The organism is Kitasatospora indigofera (assembly GCF_014655955.1).
In the GTDB taxonomy this organism is placed as follows: domain Bacteria; phylum Actinomycetota; class Actinomycetes; order Streptomycetales; family Streptomycetaceae; genus Kitasatospora; species Kitasatospora indigofera.
The window spans coordinates 18,100-30,319 of record NZ_BNBO01000082.1 but is presented as its reverse complement, the minus strand read 5'-3'; the positions used below and the strand labels follow the sequence as shown (position 1 = coordinate 30,319).

Genomic DNA, 12,220 nt, shown 5'->3' with positions numbered 1-12,220 from the left:
TGGACGAACTCACCCCGCTGGTCGGCGCCCAGTACGGCGCCTTCTACCTCGCCGAAGAGACCGCCGACACCACGTTCCTCAACCTGATCGGCTCCTACGCCTTCCAGCCCGGCGAGGCCCCGGCCCGCTTCAGGCTCGGCGAGTCCTTCGTCGGCCAGGCCGCCCGCAGCCGGCGCACCATCGCCGTCGACTCCCTGCCGGCCGGCTACGTGAGCGTCTCCTCCGGCCTCGGCCGCGCCGAGCCCAAGGCACTCGTCGTCCTGCCGATCGTGGTCGAGGACCAAGTCCTGGGCGTCATCGAACTCGCCACGGTGCACGACTTCACCCCGGTGCACCGCGCGTTCCTCGAACAGCTCATGGAAACCATCGGCGTCAACGTCAACACCATCGTGGCCAACGCCCGCACCGACGAACTCCTCGACGAGTCCCAGCGGCTGACCTCCGAACTCCAGGTGCGGTCCGCCGAACTTCAGTCCCGTCAGGAGGAGTTGCAGTCCTCCAACGCCGAACTGGAGGACAAGGCCGCACTGCTGGCCGCGCAGAACCGGGACATCGAGACCAAGAACCTGGAGATCGAGCAGGCCCGCCAGGAGCTGGAGGACCGCGCCCACCAGCTTTCCCTCGCCTCCACGTACAAGTCCGAGTTCCTGGCCAACATGAGCCACGAGCTGCGCACCCCGCTGAACAGCCTGCTCATCCTGGCCCAGCTGCTGGCCCAGAACCCGACCCGCAACCTGACCGCCAAGCAGGTCGAGTACGCCGGCATCATCCACTCGGCCGGCTCCGACCTGCTGCAGCTGATCAACGACATCCTCGACCTCTCCAAGGTCGAGGCAGGCAAGATGGACGTCACTCCTGAACACATCCCGCTGAACAAGCTGCTCGACTACGTCGAAGCGACGTTCCGCCCCCTGACGACCCAGAAGAGCCTGGCCTTCGAGATCAACACGGCCGGCGGTGTGCCCGCCGACATCGTCACCGACGACTACCGGCTCCGGCAGATCCTGCGCAACCTCCTGTCCAACGCCGTGAAGTTCACGGAGAGGGGCAGCGTCGAGCTGAGGATCGAGGTCGCAGACGCGGCGAGCGTGCCGGAGGCCGCCCGCCGCGACGACGAACCCGTCATCGCCTTCCACGTGGTGGACACCGGTATCGGGATCGAGCCTCAGCACCTGGAGAGCGTGTTCGGCGCCTTCCAGCAGGCCGACGGCACCACCAGCCGCAAGTACGGCGGCACCGGCCTCGGACTCTCCATCAGCCGCGAGATCGCCTTCCTCCTCGGCGGCGCCATCACCGCCCGGAGCACACCGGGCCACGGCAGTGTGTTCACCCTGTACCTGCCCGCGTCCCGGGCAGAATTCCTCGCGCTGAGCGTCGGGACTCCGCGAATTGCCCTGGAGGCCGGGCCGGCCGAGGCAACGCCGTCCGGGCCGGCGGAGCTGGATGGGCAGAGCGCTGTGCTGGAGATCAGTCGGCCCAAGCGGCTACTGGTCGTCGAGGAGCGTCCTCGCGGCCTGCTGTCCCTCGTCGCCGAGAGCGCCGTCGCCGACCTGGCCGGACACGCGGACCTCGGCGACCCGCGCGGCCCGGTCGAGGTCATCACCACCGTCGGCGCCCGCGAGGCGGCGGAGACACTGGCTGCCACACCCTGCCACTGCGTCGTCCTCGAACTGGACCTGCCGAACGGAGCGGCGCTGGACTTCCTGGAGGCCATGGCCCACGACTCCGCGTTGCACAACGTGCCGGTCCTGGCCCACAACAACCGGCGCCTGGGGGCCGAACAGGAACGGCTCCTGCAGGACCGCGCCACTACCCAGCCGCTGGAACTGCTCTCCAGCCTCGACGAGCTGCGCGAGCGCATCGCTTTGCACCTGAGCGCCGACCAGCCGGGCGACGTACTGCCACTGGTCCGCAACGACGACTCAGCAACCCTGTTCGCCCAGAACGTGGACGGCTCGCTCGCCGGGCGCACCGTGCTAGTCGTCGACGACGATGACCGCAACCTCTACGCCATCACGGGCATCCTGGAGCTGCACGGCATGCAGGTCCTGCAGGCCGAGAACGGCCGAGCCGCGATCGACACCCTCAACCGGCACAGCGGGATCGACCTGATCCTGATGGACGTCATGATGCCGGAGATGGACGGGTACGCCGCCACCGCCGCGATCCGCGCGATGCCGCAACACGCGGACCTGCCCATCATCGCCGTCACCGCCAAGGCCATGGTGGGTGACCGGGAGAAGAGCCTCGCCTCCGGCGCGAGCGACTACGTCACCAAGCCCGTCGACGCGAACGACCTCATCGCCTGCATCGAGCGCTGGCTGCGCCCCTAACCCCGTCCGGTCAGTCCACCCCACAACCATGCAAGCCGAGGAGGGACCGATGAGCGACCCCCAGCAGCCTCCGTGTGCCGACCAAACGGAGGATTCGGACGGGGCGCCCGTACTGCCCCCCTTCCGGGCCGTCGGCAGATCGGAGGCACCGGCCGACGCCGGCGTCGTCGGGCGTCTGACCTCGACGGTCGAGCGCCTTAGCCGCGAGCTGGCCCAGGCGCGGGCCGAGGCCGACGGTCGGGCCCTGGTCGAACTCGCCAAGGGCATCCTCGTCGAGCGCCTCGGTTACGGCCCGGCGGATGCCTCCCGTCAACTGGAGGACCTGGCCGCCCAGTCGAACGTCTCCGTCCTGGAACTGGCCGCGGACCTGGTCAACCAGGCCTCGCACGACCGGATAGCCGACGTCGCCCGCGACTTCGTCGCGACGGCGGCCGAGCCGTCGTTGGGACTGCGACTGCGCAGCGCCGAGACCGGGATGCTGATCGCCGATGACGTCCAGGCCGTTGCCCAGTCGGTCCTCGAACATGCCCTGCGGCCGCTCGGGGCACAGGCGGTGGCCATCTGGTCGGCCAATGCCGATCAGTCCCTGACACTGGCGGGCAGCGCCGGCTTCGGCGAGCAGGAGGCGCGGCTCTGGCGACACGTCCCGCCCGGCGTTCCCACTCCGGCGCGCCGGGCGCTGACCGAGCGCGCCGCCACGGCGTACGATTCGCCGGACGCGGCGCGGCTTCCTTCCATCGGGCAACGGGACATCACCGGCGGCCGCCTCGCCGTCCCGGCCGGTGTGGGTGGCCGGATCACGGGCGTGCTCGAAATCTGCTGGCCGAACGGGCTCCCGCCACAGTCGCAGTCGCTGCAGCGCCAATTCGAAACCCTGGCCGAGCTGTGCGCGACCGCCCTGGAGTCCCGCCCGGCGGGCGACACCGACCCGGCCGCCGCTCCGCAGACGGCCGAACTCCTGGAGCTGATCCACGGGCTGCCGGACCCGTGCATGGTCTTGCAGCCCGTCTTCGACACGGCCCACCTGCCGACCGACTACCTGATCAAGCACGTCAACCCCCGCTTCGTCGACTTCGCGGGCCGGCCCCGCACCGCCATCCTCGGCGCCCGGCTCATGGAGGCCTACCCGCTGGCCGCCGAGTCGGGCGGACTGTTCGAGAAGATCGAACACGTCCTCGCGACCGGTGAGCCCTTCCGCTCGCCGGCCATGCATCTTGCGGCGCTCGTCGACGGCGTCCCGCTGGCCACCGAGGCCGCAGTGAACATCAGCCGCCACGGAACCCAGGTGGTGGTCCACTGGCGGACCATGGACGGGACGGCCCGGGTCGCGAGCCTCCTCCAGCACGCCCAGCGGCTCGGACGCATCGGAGGATTCGAGCAGAACCTCCGCAGTGGCGAGATCGCCTGGAACGACACCCTGTTCGACCTCTACGGACTGGCGCACACCGCCGACCCCATCTCGATCGAGCACCTTGCGGCCCACGCCCACGCGGACGACGAGCACACCATCGGCCGGTTCCTGCGGACCCTTCTGCACCACCAGCGCCCCGCGTCGACAGCCTTCCGCCTCAAACGCGCGGACGGCATCGCCCGCCACATCCGGGTGGTCGCCGAACCGGTCCTGAACCAGGACGGCAGGCTCACCGCCATCCGCGGCGCCTACCAGGACGTCTCCTCCCAGCACTGGACCGAAGTCGCGCTGGCCGCGACCCGCGACCAGCTCGCCCAAACCGAACAGCAGTCCGCCGAACGCAGCCGGCTCGCCCTGCAGCTCCAGCACGCCATCATGCCGCCCAGCCGAGGCCCGCTGGAACTGCACGACCTGCGGGTCGCCGTCCGCTACCGCCCAGCCGAGAAGGAACACCTGGTCGGCGGTGACTGGTACGACACCGTCGATCTGCCCTCCGGTCACGTCCTGCTCTGCGTCGGCGACGTCGCCGGGCACGGCATCGACGCCGCCACCGGCATGGTCGCGCTCCGCAACGCCCTGCGCGGCCTGGCCGCCACCGGCGCCGGGCCCGCACAACTGCTCTCCTGGCTGAACAGCGTGACGCACCACCTGACCGAGAACGTCACCGCCACCGCCGTCTGCGCGCTCTACGAGCCTGGGACCCGCCTCCTTCGCTGGGCCAGGGCCGGCCACCTGCCTCCCCTCCTGCTCCGCGACGAGTCGGCCATTCACCTGACCCCGATCTCCGGCATCCTGCTGGGCGCACTGGACCAGGCCGACTACGAAGAGGGCGAGATCGAGCTGCAGTCCGGCGACACCCTCATGCTGTACACGGACGGCCTGATCGAGCGGAAGGACCGGTCCCTGCAGGCCTCGCTCGACCATCTGCGCATCACGGCCCAGGCCCATGCCCCGAGCCGCTCGGACGCAGTGGCCGAGCTGGAACACCGCCTCGACCACCTCCTGCGCCACAGCAGCGCGGACACCGACGACGACACCTGCCTGATCGGAATCACCGTCCAGTAGACCGAGCACCACCGGCATTCGCCGCCCATGGGCCGCACCAGTGACCGAACCCCCGCCCGCACACGACGACAGGCCGCCAGGGAAAGCCGCCTGACACCGCTGCGGCGACACCGATCCGCCTCACCTGCCGAGCACCTCTCAGCTCGCAGGCGCCCTGCGCTGTCCCCGAACATCGAATCGGCCCAGTGGCCGGCCGCCCGCTCTCCCCTCAAGGCACGAAAGCAACCAATCAGCCGCCTATCATCTTGCACGCATACTTTCGGTCGGCCGGGGGAGCAGAGCGGCGGACACCACCGAATTCCCCACCCCAGCACAGCAAGGAGAGTGACCCTCATGACCGTTCAGGACGTGGCGCCGACCACCGCCCCCGCCGATCGCATCACCAGGGAAGCTCCCGTTGCCCCGGCGCCGGTCCCGCCGAGGGCCGAAAATCTTCGCGAGGTCGCGCCTGCCGACGCCCGGGCCCTGTCCAAGAACCTCTTCCTGCGGCTGCGGGACCTGGAGGAAGGAACCCGGGAGTACTCCTACGTCCGCGGCACCCTCATCGAACTCAACCTGGCCCTGGTGAAGTTCGCCGCCCGCCGCTTCAGCCACCGCAGCGAACCGATGGACGACATCATCCAGGTCGGCACCGTCGGCCTGATCAAGGCCATCGACCGCTTCGACCCCACCCTGGACTACGAGTTCTCCACCTTCGCCCTGCCTACCATCACCGGCGAGATCAAGCGCTTCTTCCGCGACACCTCGTGGATGGTCCACGTCCCGCGCCGCATGCAGGAGCTGCGCCTCACCCTGGCCAAGGCCGGCGACGACCTCCAGCAGGCCCTCGACCGGGCTCCCACACCCCGGGAGATCGCGCAGCACCTGTCGATGGACGAGCAGGACGTCATCGAGGGCCTGAAGGCCGCCGAGGCGTACAGCACGCACTCGCTGGACATGCCCGGCGACGAGGAGGACGCCGAGGGCAGCATCGCCGCCCGGTTCGCCGTGGAGGAGAAGGGCTTCGAGGCGGTCCTGGACCTGGAGAGCCTCAAGCCGCTCGTCGCGGCCCTCCCCGAGCGTGAGCGCGCGATCCTCTCCATGCGCTTCGGTGCCGAGATGACCCAGTCCCAGATCGGGGAGCGCCTCGGGGTGTCCCAGATGCACGTCTCCCGCATCCTCAACCGCACCCTGAGCCGGCTGCGGGAAGCCCTGCTCACCGAGCAGTAGGTGATGCTCCCGGGCCGTCCCACCGCGGCGGGGCGGGGCCCGGGGTGATCAGGCGAGGAGGGCGCCCGCGGCCTTCTTGAGTGCGCTCGGCTCGTGGGGTCTGCTGGGGGCGGTGGCGCGGACTTCGAGCCTGGGGGCGCCGATGTCCTGCAGTTCCTCACGCCCAAGTGCGGCGCGGGCCGTTGGGGAACCATTCGCCTTGAGGACGGTGGTCTTGGCGTCGGAGCGCTCGTCGTCGGGATCCGGGCGTCGACTTCGGCGCAGAGGATGTCGGCGACATGGTGTTCTCGCAGGACTCCCGGATGTTGCTCTCAAGAGCGGCGACGAGTTCGCGGAGCGTCGGGTAGACCTCGTTCTCGTCAATGGCGTCGGTGAACATGGCCGACTCTTTGCCTACGATGCCGGGAGCGAGAGGACCAGAATCGGGTGAGCGCGGCTACCGCGCACGCCGCGTTTGGTGAACAACCACTCAGCCTGTGGCGTCGAGCCCCGCTCGCCGCTGAGGATCACCGGGCTGCAGCCATCCGGCTGCGCCACGCCCTTGGCGCCGGTCTTACTTCAAGCGCTGACGGTGGTGGAAGCCGCCGTCACGAGCGCCGACGGAGGGGACCGGCCGCTGTCAGACGACTGGCTTCGAAGTCGCCGTTGCGTGGCGGGTCACCGTCTCAGCTCCGGTGACCGGTGGTACGCGCGGGGAGGGGCTGCGGGTCCAGGGTCGGTGTGTCAGGTCCTTGCGGAGCGTGTCGAGCGTGGTGAGGCAGGTGTCGATGGCGGCGATGGCGTCGCCGGCCTCGGCGAGGGTGCGGGTGCGGATGCGGGTGAGCTGGTCCTGGGTGTGCTGCCAGGGTTGTTCGGCGGTGGTGTCAGGCGCGTCGTCGGTTGCTCTCATGGCGCAGTCGGTCGGTGTGCTGGGTGAGGGTGTCGAGGCGGGTGGCGAGGTCGTCGTGGGCGTCGAGGTGGGGGCGGATTCCGGTGAGGGGGGCGACGAGGTCGGCTGGGTCCGCGGCGGCGAGGGCGGTGTGCAGGGCGGTCTGGGCGGGGCGGGCCTCGGGTTTCAGGTCGGGCAGGGCGGTGATCTGGGCGGCGAGGACGCGCAGGTCGGCGGCGTTGGTGCGGGCCCAGGTGGTGACGTTGCGCTCTGCGGCGCGGCGGTCGCGGACGGCCTTGACGCGCTCCGCTCCGGTGTCGCCCGGGCCGGGGTCGGTGGTGGGGCGCAGGCGCAGGTAGCGGTTCTCGGCGGCCTGGCGGCTGGCGACGCCCATCGGACGGGCGAGGTCGGCCCAGGTGGCGCCGGCGGCGCGGGCGCTCTCCACCAGGCCGGCCTCCCAGCCGGCGAGTTCGGTACGCAGTTCGCGCAGCAGGAGGAGGGCGGCGAGGGCCTGGTCGGGGTCCGGCTGCGCCGTGGGTTCCTGCTCGGTGCCGGGGGTCCTGGCGGTGCGGACGGCGTTGTCGATGGCGGCCAGCGCGGCGGCCGCGGCCAGGAAGGACGCCGGTTCGGCGGCCGGGCCGCCACCGCTGTTCGGCGGGGTGGGCTTGTCTCGCATCGATGTCACGCTCCAGGCGACTTCGGTTGTTGTCATCCGATGGATGACATGTTAGAACGGATTCAGGTGAAGCGCACTGGCTCCTGCAGCCCGATCCACCTGGAGGTGTTTTTCATGCTGATGCGCACCGACCCCTTCCGTGAGCTGGACCGGCTGACCCAGCAGTTCCTGAGCACGACCGGCACCTGGTCGCGTCCGACCCCGATGCCGCTGGACGCCTACCGCACCGGCGACGAGTACGTGATCTGCTTCGACCTGCCGGGGGTGGACCCCGAGGCGATCGACATCGACGTCGAGCGGAACATGCTGACCGTCAAGGCCGAGCGCCGCCCCCGCCGCGAGGGCGAGGGCGTGACATGGGAGATGTCCGAGCGTCCGCTCGGCGTGTTCTCCCGCCAGGTCATGCTCTCCGACACCCTCGACCCCGAGGGGATCAGCGCCGACTACGACGCCGGTGTCCTGACCCTGCGGATCCCGGTCGCCGAGAAGGCCAAACCGCGCAAGATCGCCATCACTCACAGTGGCGACCGCAAGCAGATCAAGGCCTGACCCGGTCCTCGCCGTCCCGCACGGTCGTCCCCCCGGGGGGCCGTGCGGGACACTCCAAGACCCCGCCCCGCCCCGGGGCGCCGGGGCCGAGCGGGGGGACAGCCTTCCCGCTCCGCCCGGCGTCCCCCGGGGGCGACGGACACGGCCGCCAGGACGGCGCGGGCACGGCAGGACAGCGAGTCATGCCATGGACAACAAGCGCTCCACAGTCGCCGTGGTGTGGGCCCGCGGCGACATCGACCTCGACACCGCCCCCGCACTGCACCGCCGCCTGGAGGCCGCCCTGCGCGAGCACCGCGACGTGGTGCTCGACCTGTCGCAGGTGACGTTCATGGACTGCGCGGGCCTGGGCACCCTCCTGGACGCCCGGGGCCAGGCCGACCGCCACGGCGGACGCCTGGTCCTTCGCGCAGTCGGACCGGACGTCCTGCGGCTGCTCAGATTCACAAACCTCGAAGGGCGACTCACAGCCACCCCCGATCACCACCCGCCCGATGGCGCGCGCCCGCAGGCGCAGCGCCCCGGGACGACACGCTTCGCGATGGAGGGAGAAGCGCCGTGACGATGCGATGGGAAGCCTTCCTGGACGAGGTCCGCGAACGCGGGGCCTACGACGACCCCCGCGATGCCGAAAGGGCCAGCCGGGTGGTCCTGGCCCTGCTCGGCGCGCACCTGGCCGGCGAGGTACGCGCCCACCTCGCCGCCCGCCTGCCGGAGACCCTCGCCCTGGTCCTGCTCAACCCCCTGCAGGCCGCCGAACCGCTCAGCCCGGACCGGTTCGTACGAGCCACCGCCGCCTGGATCGAGGGCGCCACCGAACAGAGCGCCCTGTGGGACATCGGCGCCGTCCTCAGCACCACCGCCGACGCCGCCGGCGACGACCTCACCCGCCAGATCCTGCTGCAACTGCCGCCCGGCTACGACCTCCTCTTCGGCCATCCGCGCGCCGGCCGCACCGCAGGACCCGCCGCCGCCGCCACCGACCGGGCGGCCTGCACCGAAAGGCCGCTGCCATGACCTGGCAACACCTCCTCCAGCAGGTCCGCGCCGCCGGCCGCTACACCACCGAACAGCAGGCCGAACGCGTCCTGGCCACCGTCCTGGCCGCCCTCGGCCGGCAACTCACCGGCGACGAGCGCCGCGACCTCCAGGCGGCCGTGCCGGACCGGGCCCGCGCCCTGTTCTCCTCCCAGGTCCCGCTGCCCCGGCCGGTCCCCGCACCCGCCCTCGTCGAGACCGTCGCCACCACCCTCGACACCACCCCCCTCCACGCCCGCTGGCACGTCGCCTCCGTCCTGTCCGCCCTCACCCACCTCACCGGCGAAGCACTGACCAGCCGCATCCTCGCCCAACTGCCCCGCGGCTACGCACTTCTCTACGGCCGTGCCGACCTCGCCACCGCCGCCTGAAGAGAACCCGCTCTCACCCTCACCATCCGCACGGCCGAACCCGGCTCCCACACGGCGGGTAGACAGCCGGAGGTCTCTCCCGCCCTAAATCAGCCCCCTTTGAGGCCACCGGCGAAATCGACCTCGACGCCGCCCCGATCCTGCATGCCGCGCTGCGCCCGCATGCCCGCACTCACCACCGGTCCACCAGGGACCATCCTGATAACCGACCTCGCGGGCGTCACCTTCTGCGCCGGACCTGCCCGGGCCCCCGGCCGTACAGGACCGGCGGGCGCCGGCCGTTCTCGTGAACATCGGTTCCCCCGACCACGCCTCCCGCAGCCATGACGAACTGACTCCGTAACCCGTGAACAAAACCAGCCACGCTGTCCACGGGTTGCGTGGCTGTGCACAGCCGCCCGCCTTCTCAGTTGCGCTGCGCTGCGGGTGCGCGATGCGGTCGGCGGGTGTCGCTTCGGGTGGGTGGTCACCCCAGCTCGCCGCCGGCGGGCGACGCCCTCATCTGGCTGCTGGCTGCTCCCGTACATCGCGGTGGCCGGACTGCCGGACCAGGGTCTGCCGGTGTGGCGGGGCGTGGAGGTGCGGGTGGCGGCCCGCGTGCTGGGCGCCTGGCGGCGCTTGCCGCTCGGGCTGGCCGCGCTGGGAGGCATGCCCGCCTCACATCTCCGAGCGGCCCGGGCCAAGTACGTATCGGTCCCCGGTCTTTCCGGCTCGAGGGTGGTTCACGGGCCGGACTGGTGGGTCAGCGGCCGCCGTGGGTGTCAACGGCGGTTGTGCCGGGCGATGTCGGCGTTGAGGGCGGTGGCGAAGGCGCACCAGGCGGCGTAGGGGGTGAGTGCCGCGCCGGCGACGGGGTCGATGGTGGTGGTGCGGCGGATGAGGTCGGCGTTGCTGATGTCGAGCAGGGCGGTGCCCGCCAGCGCGGCGGTTGGGCTGCGGTAGTGGAAGAACACCCAGTTCCAGGCGGTGTTGAGGGAGAGGTTGACGCCCAGGCTGGTGGCGAGGGCGCGGCGGTCGCGGGGCTGGGCGGCGAGCAGGGCGCGGGCGCCGGCCCAGGCGATGGAGGCGTAGAGCGGGGTCCACACGGCGCCGAACGCCCACGAGGGGGGTTGCCATGCCGGTTTGGCCAGGGACCGGTACCAGGCGCTGTCGGGGTCCACGGGCCACCCGCCGATGACCGCACTCGCGGTCACGGCCGCCGTGGTTGCCGCATACACCGGCCAGCGGCGGCGGGCCGGTGGCTGTGATCGTTCGATGATGATCCTCATGGCCTGCGTCTTCCCCCTCGCCCCGGATCCATGAAGGGCGTCCGGGACGGATGGCTCAGGGAGCAGCTGTGGTGCCCACCCTGCGCTTTTCAGGTCGGGCCCGCATCCCAGGTGCGGCCGGTGAGCGGCCAGGCGGATCCAGGGCGGTTCGTGGCCCGGGTGGTGAGCCGTCGTCCGGGCTCGCGCCGGCGCCCGTCCTTCCAGGGGAACTGCTCGTTGAACCGGCTGAGCGTCCCCATCAGGACGCGGCACGGCACGCCTACGCGCCGGCCCGGACGTACACCCCCACGGCCCGGCGCCCCGCACAGCGGCCGAGTAAACGGCCGAGACGTACGCCCCGGCCGTCCCCGCCCCACAGGGCTGGCCACGCGGGCATCGCCAGGCTGCGGGCAGACACACCAGGGCGGTCGTCGAGACAGGCGGCGGCGAACTCGACCTTGATGGCCTCTTGGGGCCGGACACTGGACGCGGCGTGCTGCGCCGCACCCTCGTGATTCGCCGGTGTTCGCCACGCTGGTGATCGACTTCTCGGTCGTCGCCTTCGGGGGCTGCGGCTGTTGCTGCTGTTCCTCCGGCCGGCGCAGCGAGAGCGGACGTGTGCTGATGTGGGGCCGTAGCGTCGTGGGTATGACGATGCAGGGCGCGACGATGCTGGTGGGCGTTCGTGCGGCCGATGAGGTGTTCGCCGCGTTGGAGGAACTCAGCACGCGCCGAAGGCCGTGGACGGCCTTCGAGCAGGGCTTGCTGCAGGCCTACCGGTGGGCGGTGGGTACCCGGGCGGTGGCGCCGGTGACGGGGGACGAGGCGATGGGCTTGGTGGGGCCGTGCCGGTCGCAGTTGCTTGCGGAGTGCCAGGCTGCGGAGGTGCGGCTTCGGGTGGGTGCGACCCCGGGTGCGGACGTGGATCTGGTGCTGGGTGCGTATGCGGCGTTGGCGTGGGTGTGCGGGCACCACGACGAACGGCCCTGACCTGCGGTGCGGTCGCCTTCCTCCTGGCGCTCCTGAAGGGCACTTGGCCGGGGGAGCGGTCGGTCTTCTGGATGACCCTGGCAGTGGTGGTGGTCGTCCTCCCCGTCGGTTTGGTTGTCCTGTCCTCGCCTGCTGACGAGACCGGACGTCACGCCGCGCCGGGGCGTGCCGACCGCGAGCTGGTGGTGGAGAAGGACCGGGACTTTGAACCGTACGTCCGGATCTACGTCGAGCAGGGCCGTGGCCTCACCGCCCGCCGCTGGAAGGCCGGTGCCGTCAGCGGTGACGACCTGGTCGGTGTGGAGTGGGACGGCCCGGACCGGATCAAGGTGACCACTGCCCCTGGCAAGGAGCGCGAGGTCCAGCTGATCGAGCTGGCGCCGGACGGTGCCCCTCGGACCGTAGCGAAGTAGCGCGACCGCCGGGTATCGCTGGCCGCTCGGCACCGAACCAGTTGAGCGCG

General features: G+C 71.2%; 12 protein-coding genes and 1 pseudogene. 9 read left to right on the top strand and 4 right to left on the bottom strand.

Annotated elements, in window-relative coordinates:
* The 3 genes from IE329_RS37550 to IE329_RS37540 all read left to right on the top strand — a co-directional run.
* Nucleotides 1-2,333 (top strand): response regulator (locus tag IE329_RS37550; RefSeq protein ID WP_190215549.1); only part of this gene is annotated, 2,333 nt, incomplete at its 5' end.
* A 49-nt stretch (nucleotides 2,334-2,382) separates the two neighbouring features.
* Nucleotides 2,383-4,809, top strand: a complete 2,427-nt coding sequence (locus IE329_RS37545) for a SpoIIE family protein phosphatase (protein ID WP_190215548.1) — start codon at nucleotides 2,383-2,385, stop codon at nucleotides 4,807-4,809.
* Nucleotides 4,810-5,142: 333 nt separating this feature from the next.
* Nucleotides 5,143-6,018 (top strand): SigB/SigF/SigG family RNA polymerase sigma factor, encoded by an 876-nt coding sequence (locus IE329_RS37540; protein WP_229928084.1) that lies wholly within the window; start codon nucleotides 5,143-5,145, stop codon nucleotides 6,016-6,018.
* 157 nt (nucleotides 6,019-6,175) lie between these two features.
* Here IE329_RS37540 and IE329_RS37535 read toward each other — a convergent pair whose 3' ends face one another.
* From IE329_RS37535 to IE329_RS37525, 3 genes are all read right to left on the bottom strand, one after another.
* Nucleotides 6,176-6,397, bottom strand: a complete 222-nt coding sequence (locus IE329_RS37535; RefSeq protein WP_190215546.1) for a hypothetical protein — start codon at nucleotides 6,395-6,397, stop codon at nucleotides 6,176-6,178.
* 240 nt (nucleotides 6,398-6,637) lie between these two features.
* Entirely contained in the window at nucleotides 6,638-6,907 is a 270-nt protein-coding gene (locus tag IE329_RS37530; protein WP_190215545.1) for a hypothetical protein, read from the bottom strand.
* Nucleotides 6,882-7,562 carry a hypothetical protein gene (locus tag IE329_RS37525; protein ID WP_190215544.1) on the bottom strand — a complete coding sequence of 227 codons (681 nt, stop codon included), beginning with the start codon at nucleotides 7,560-7,562 and terminating at the stop codon, nucleotides 6,882-6,884. The genes IE329_RS37530 and IE329_RS37525 overlap by 26 nt, the downstream gene beginning before the upstream one ends.
* Before the next feature lie 114 nt (nucleotides 7,563-7,676).
* Between IE329_RS37525 and IE329_RS37520 the strand changes: the two genes are divergently transcribed.
* From IE329_RS37520 to IE329_RS37505, 4 genes and pseudogenes are all read left to right on the top strand, one after another.
* Nucleotides 7,677-8,111: an Hsp20/alpha crystallin family protein gene (locus tag IE329_RS37520; RefSeq protein ID WP_190215551.1), complete on the top strand. Its 435-nt coding sequence runs from the start codon at nucleotides 7,677-7,679 to the stop codon at nucleotides 8,109-8,111.
* Nucleotides 8,112-8,298: 187 nt separating this feature from the next.
* Nucleotides 8,299-8,673: an STAS domain-containing protein gene (locus tag IE329_RS37515; RefSeq protein ID WP_190215543.1), complete on the top strand. Its 375-nt coding sequence runs from the start codon at nucleotides 8,299-8,301 to the stop codon at nucleotides 8,671-8,673.
* A pseudogene (locus IE329_RS37510) lies at nucleotides 8,670-9,056 on the top strand (DUF2267 domain-containing protein); the annotation flags it as partial. The gene IE329_RS37515 and the pseudogene IE329_RS37510, both read left to right, overlap by 4 nt.
* Before the next feature lie 68 nt (nucleotides 9,057-9,124).
* Nucleotides 9,125-9,520, top strand: a complete 396-nt coding sequence (locus tag IE329_RS37505; RefSeq protein ID WP_190215541.1) for a DUF2267 domain-containing protein — start codon at nucleotides 9,125-9,127, stop codon at nucleotides 9,518-9,520.
* Nucleotides 9,521-10,281: 761 nt separating this feature from the next.
* Here the strand turns inward: IE329_RS37505 and IE329_RS37500 are convergent.
* Nucleotides 10,282-10,713 carry a TspO/MBR family protein gene (locus IE329_RS37500; RefSeq protein ID WP_229928083.1) on the bottom strand — a complete coding sequence of 144 codons (432 nt, stop codon included), beginning with the start codon at nucleotides 10,711-10,713 and terminating at the stop codon, nucleotides 10,282-10,284.
* Between the two features lie 576 nt (nucleotides 10,714-11,289).
* On the opposite strand from IE329_RS37500, the gene IE329_RS37495 reads away from it, so the two are divergent.
* Entirely contained in the window at nucleotides 11,290-11,757 is a 468-nt protein-coding gene (locus IE329_RS37495; RefSeq protein ID WP_190215539.1) for a hypothetical protein, read from the top strand.
* A gap of 71 nt (nucleotides 11,758-11,828) precedes the next feature.
* Nucleotides 11,829-12,170, top strand: a complete 342-nt coding sequence (locus IE329_RS37490; protein ID WP_190215538.1) for a hypothetical protein — start codon at nucleotides 11,829-11,831, stop codon at nucleotides 12,168-12,170.
* The last annotated feature ends 50 nt before the right edge of the window (nucleotides 12,171-12,220 follow it).

Bases quoted from the DNA above. Each gene is read 5' to 3' on its own strand.
- IE329_RS37545 (WP_190215548.1), top strand. From the start codon at position 2,383: ATGAGCGACCCCCAGCAGCCTCCGTGTGCCGACCAAACGGAGGATTCG.
- IE329_RS37530 (WP_190215545.1), bottom strand. From the start codon at position 6,907: ATGAGAGCAACCGACGACGCGCCTGACACCACCGCCGAACAACCCTGG.
- IE329_RS37515 (WP_190215543.1), top strand. From the start codon at position 8,299: ATGGACAACAAGCGCTCCACAGTCGCCGTGGTGTGGGCCCGCGGCGAC.
- IE329_RS37490 (WP_190215538.1), top strand. From the start codon at position 11,829: ATGACCCTGGCAGTGGTGGTGGTCGTCCTCCCCGTCGGTTTGGTTGTC.
- IE329_RS37505 (WP_190215541.1), top strand. From the start codon at position 9,125: ATGACCTGGCAACACCTCCTCCAGCAGGTCCGCGCCGCCGGCCGCTAC.
- IE329_RS37525 (WP_190215544.1), bottom strand. From the start codon at position 7,562: ATGCGAGACAAGCCCACCCCGCCGAACAGCGGTGGCGGCCCGGCCGCC.
- IE329_RS37535 (WP_190215546.1), bottom strand. From the start codon at position 6,397: ATGTTCACCGACGCCATTGACGAGAACGAGGTCTACCCGACGCTCCGC.
- IE329_RS37540 (WP_229928084.1), top strand. From the start codon at position 5,143: ATGACCGTTCAGGACGTGGCGCCGACCACCGCCCCCGCCGATCGCATC.
- IE329_RS37520 (WP_190215551.1), top strand. From the start codon at position 7,677: ATGCTGATGCGCACCGACCCCTTCCGTGAGCTGGACCGGCTGACCCAG.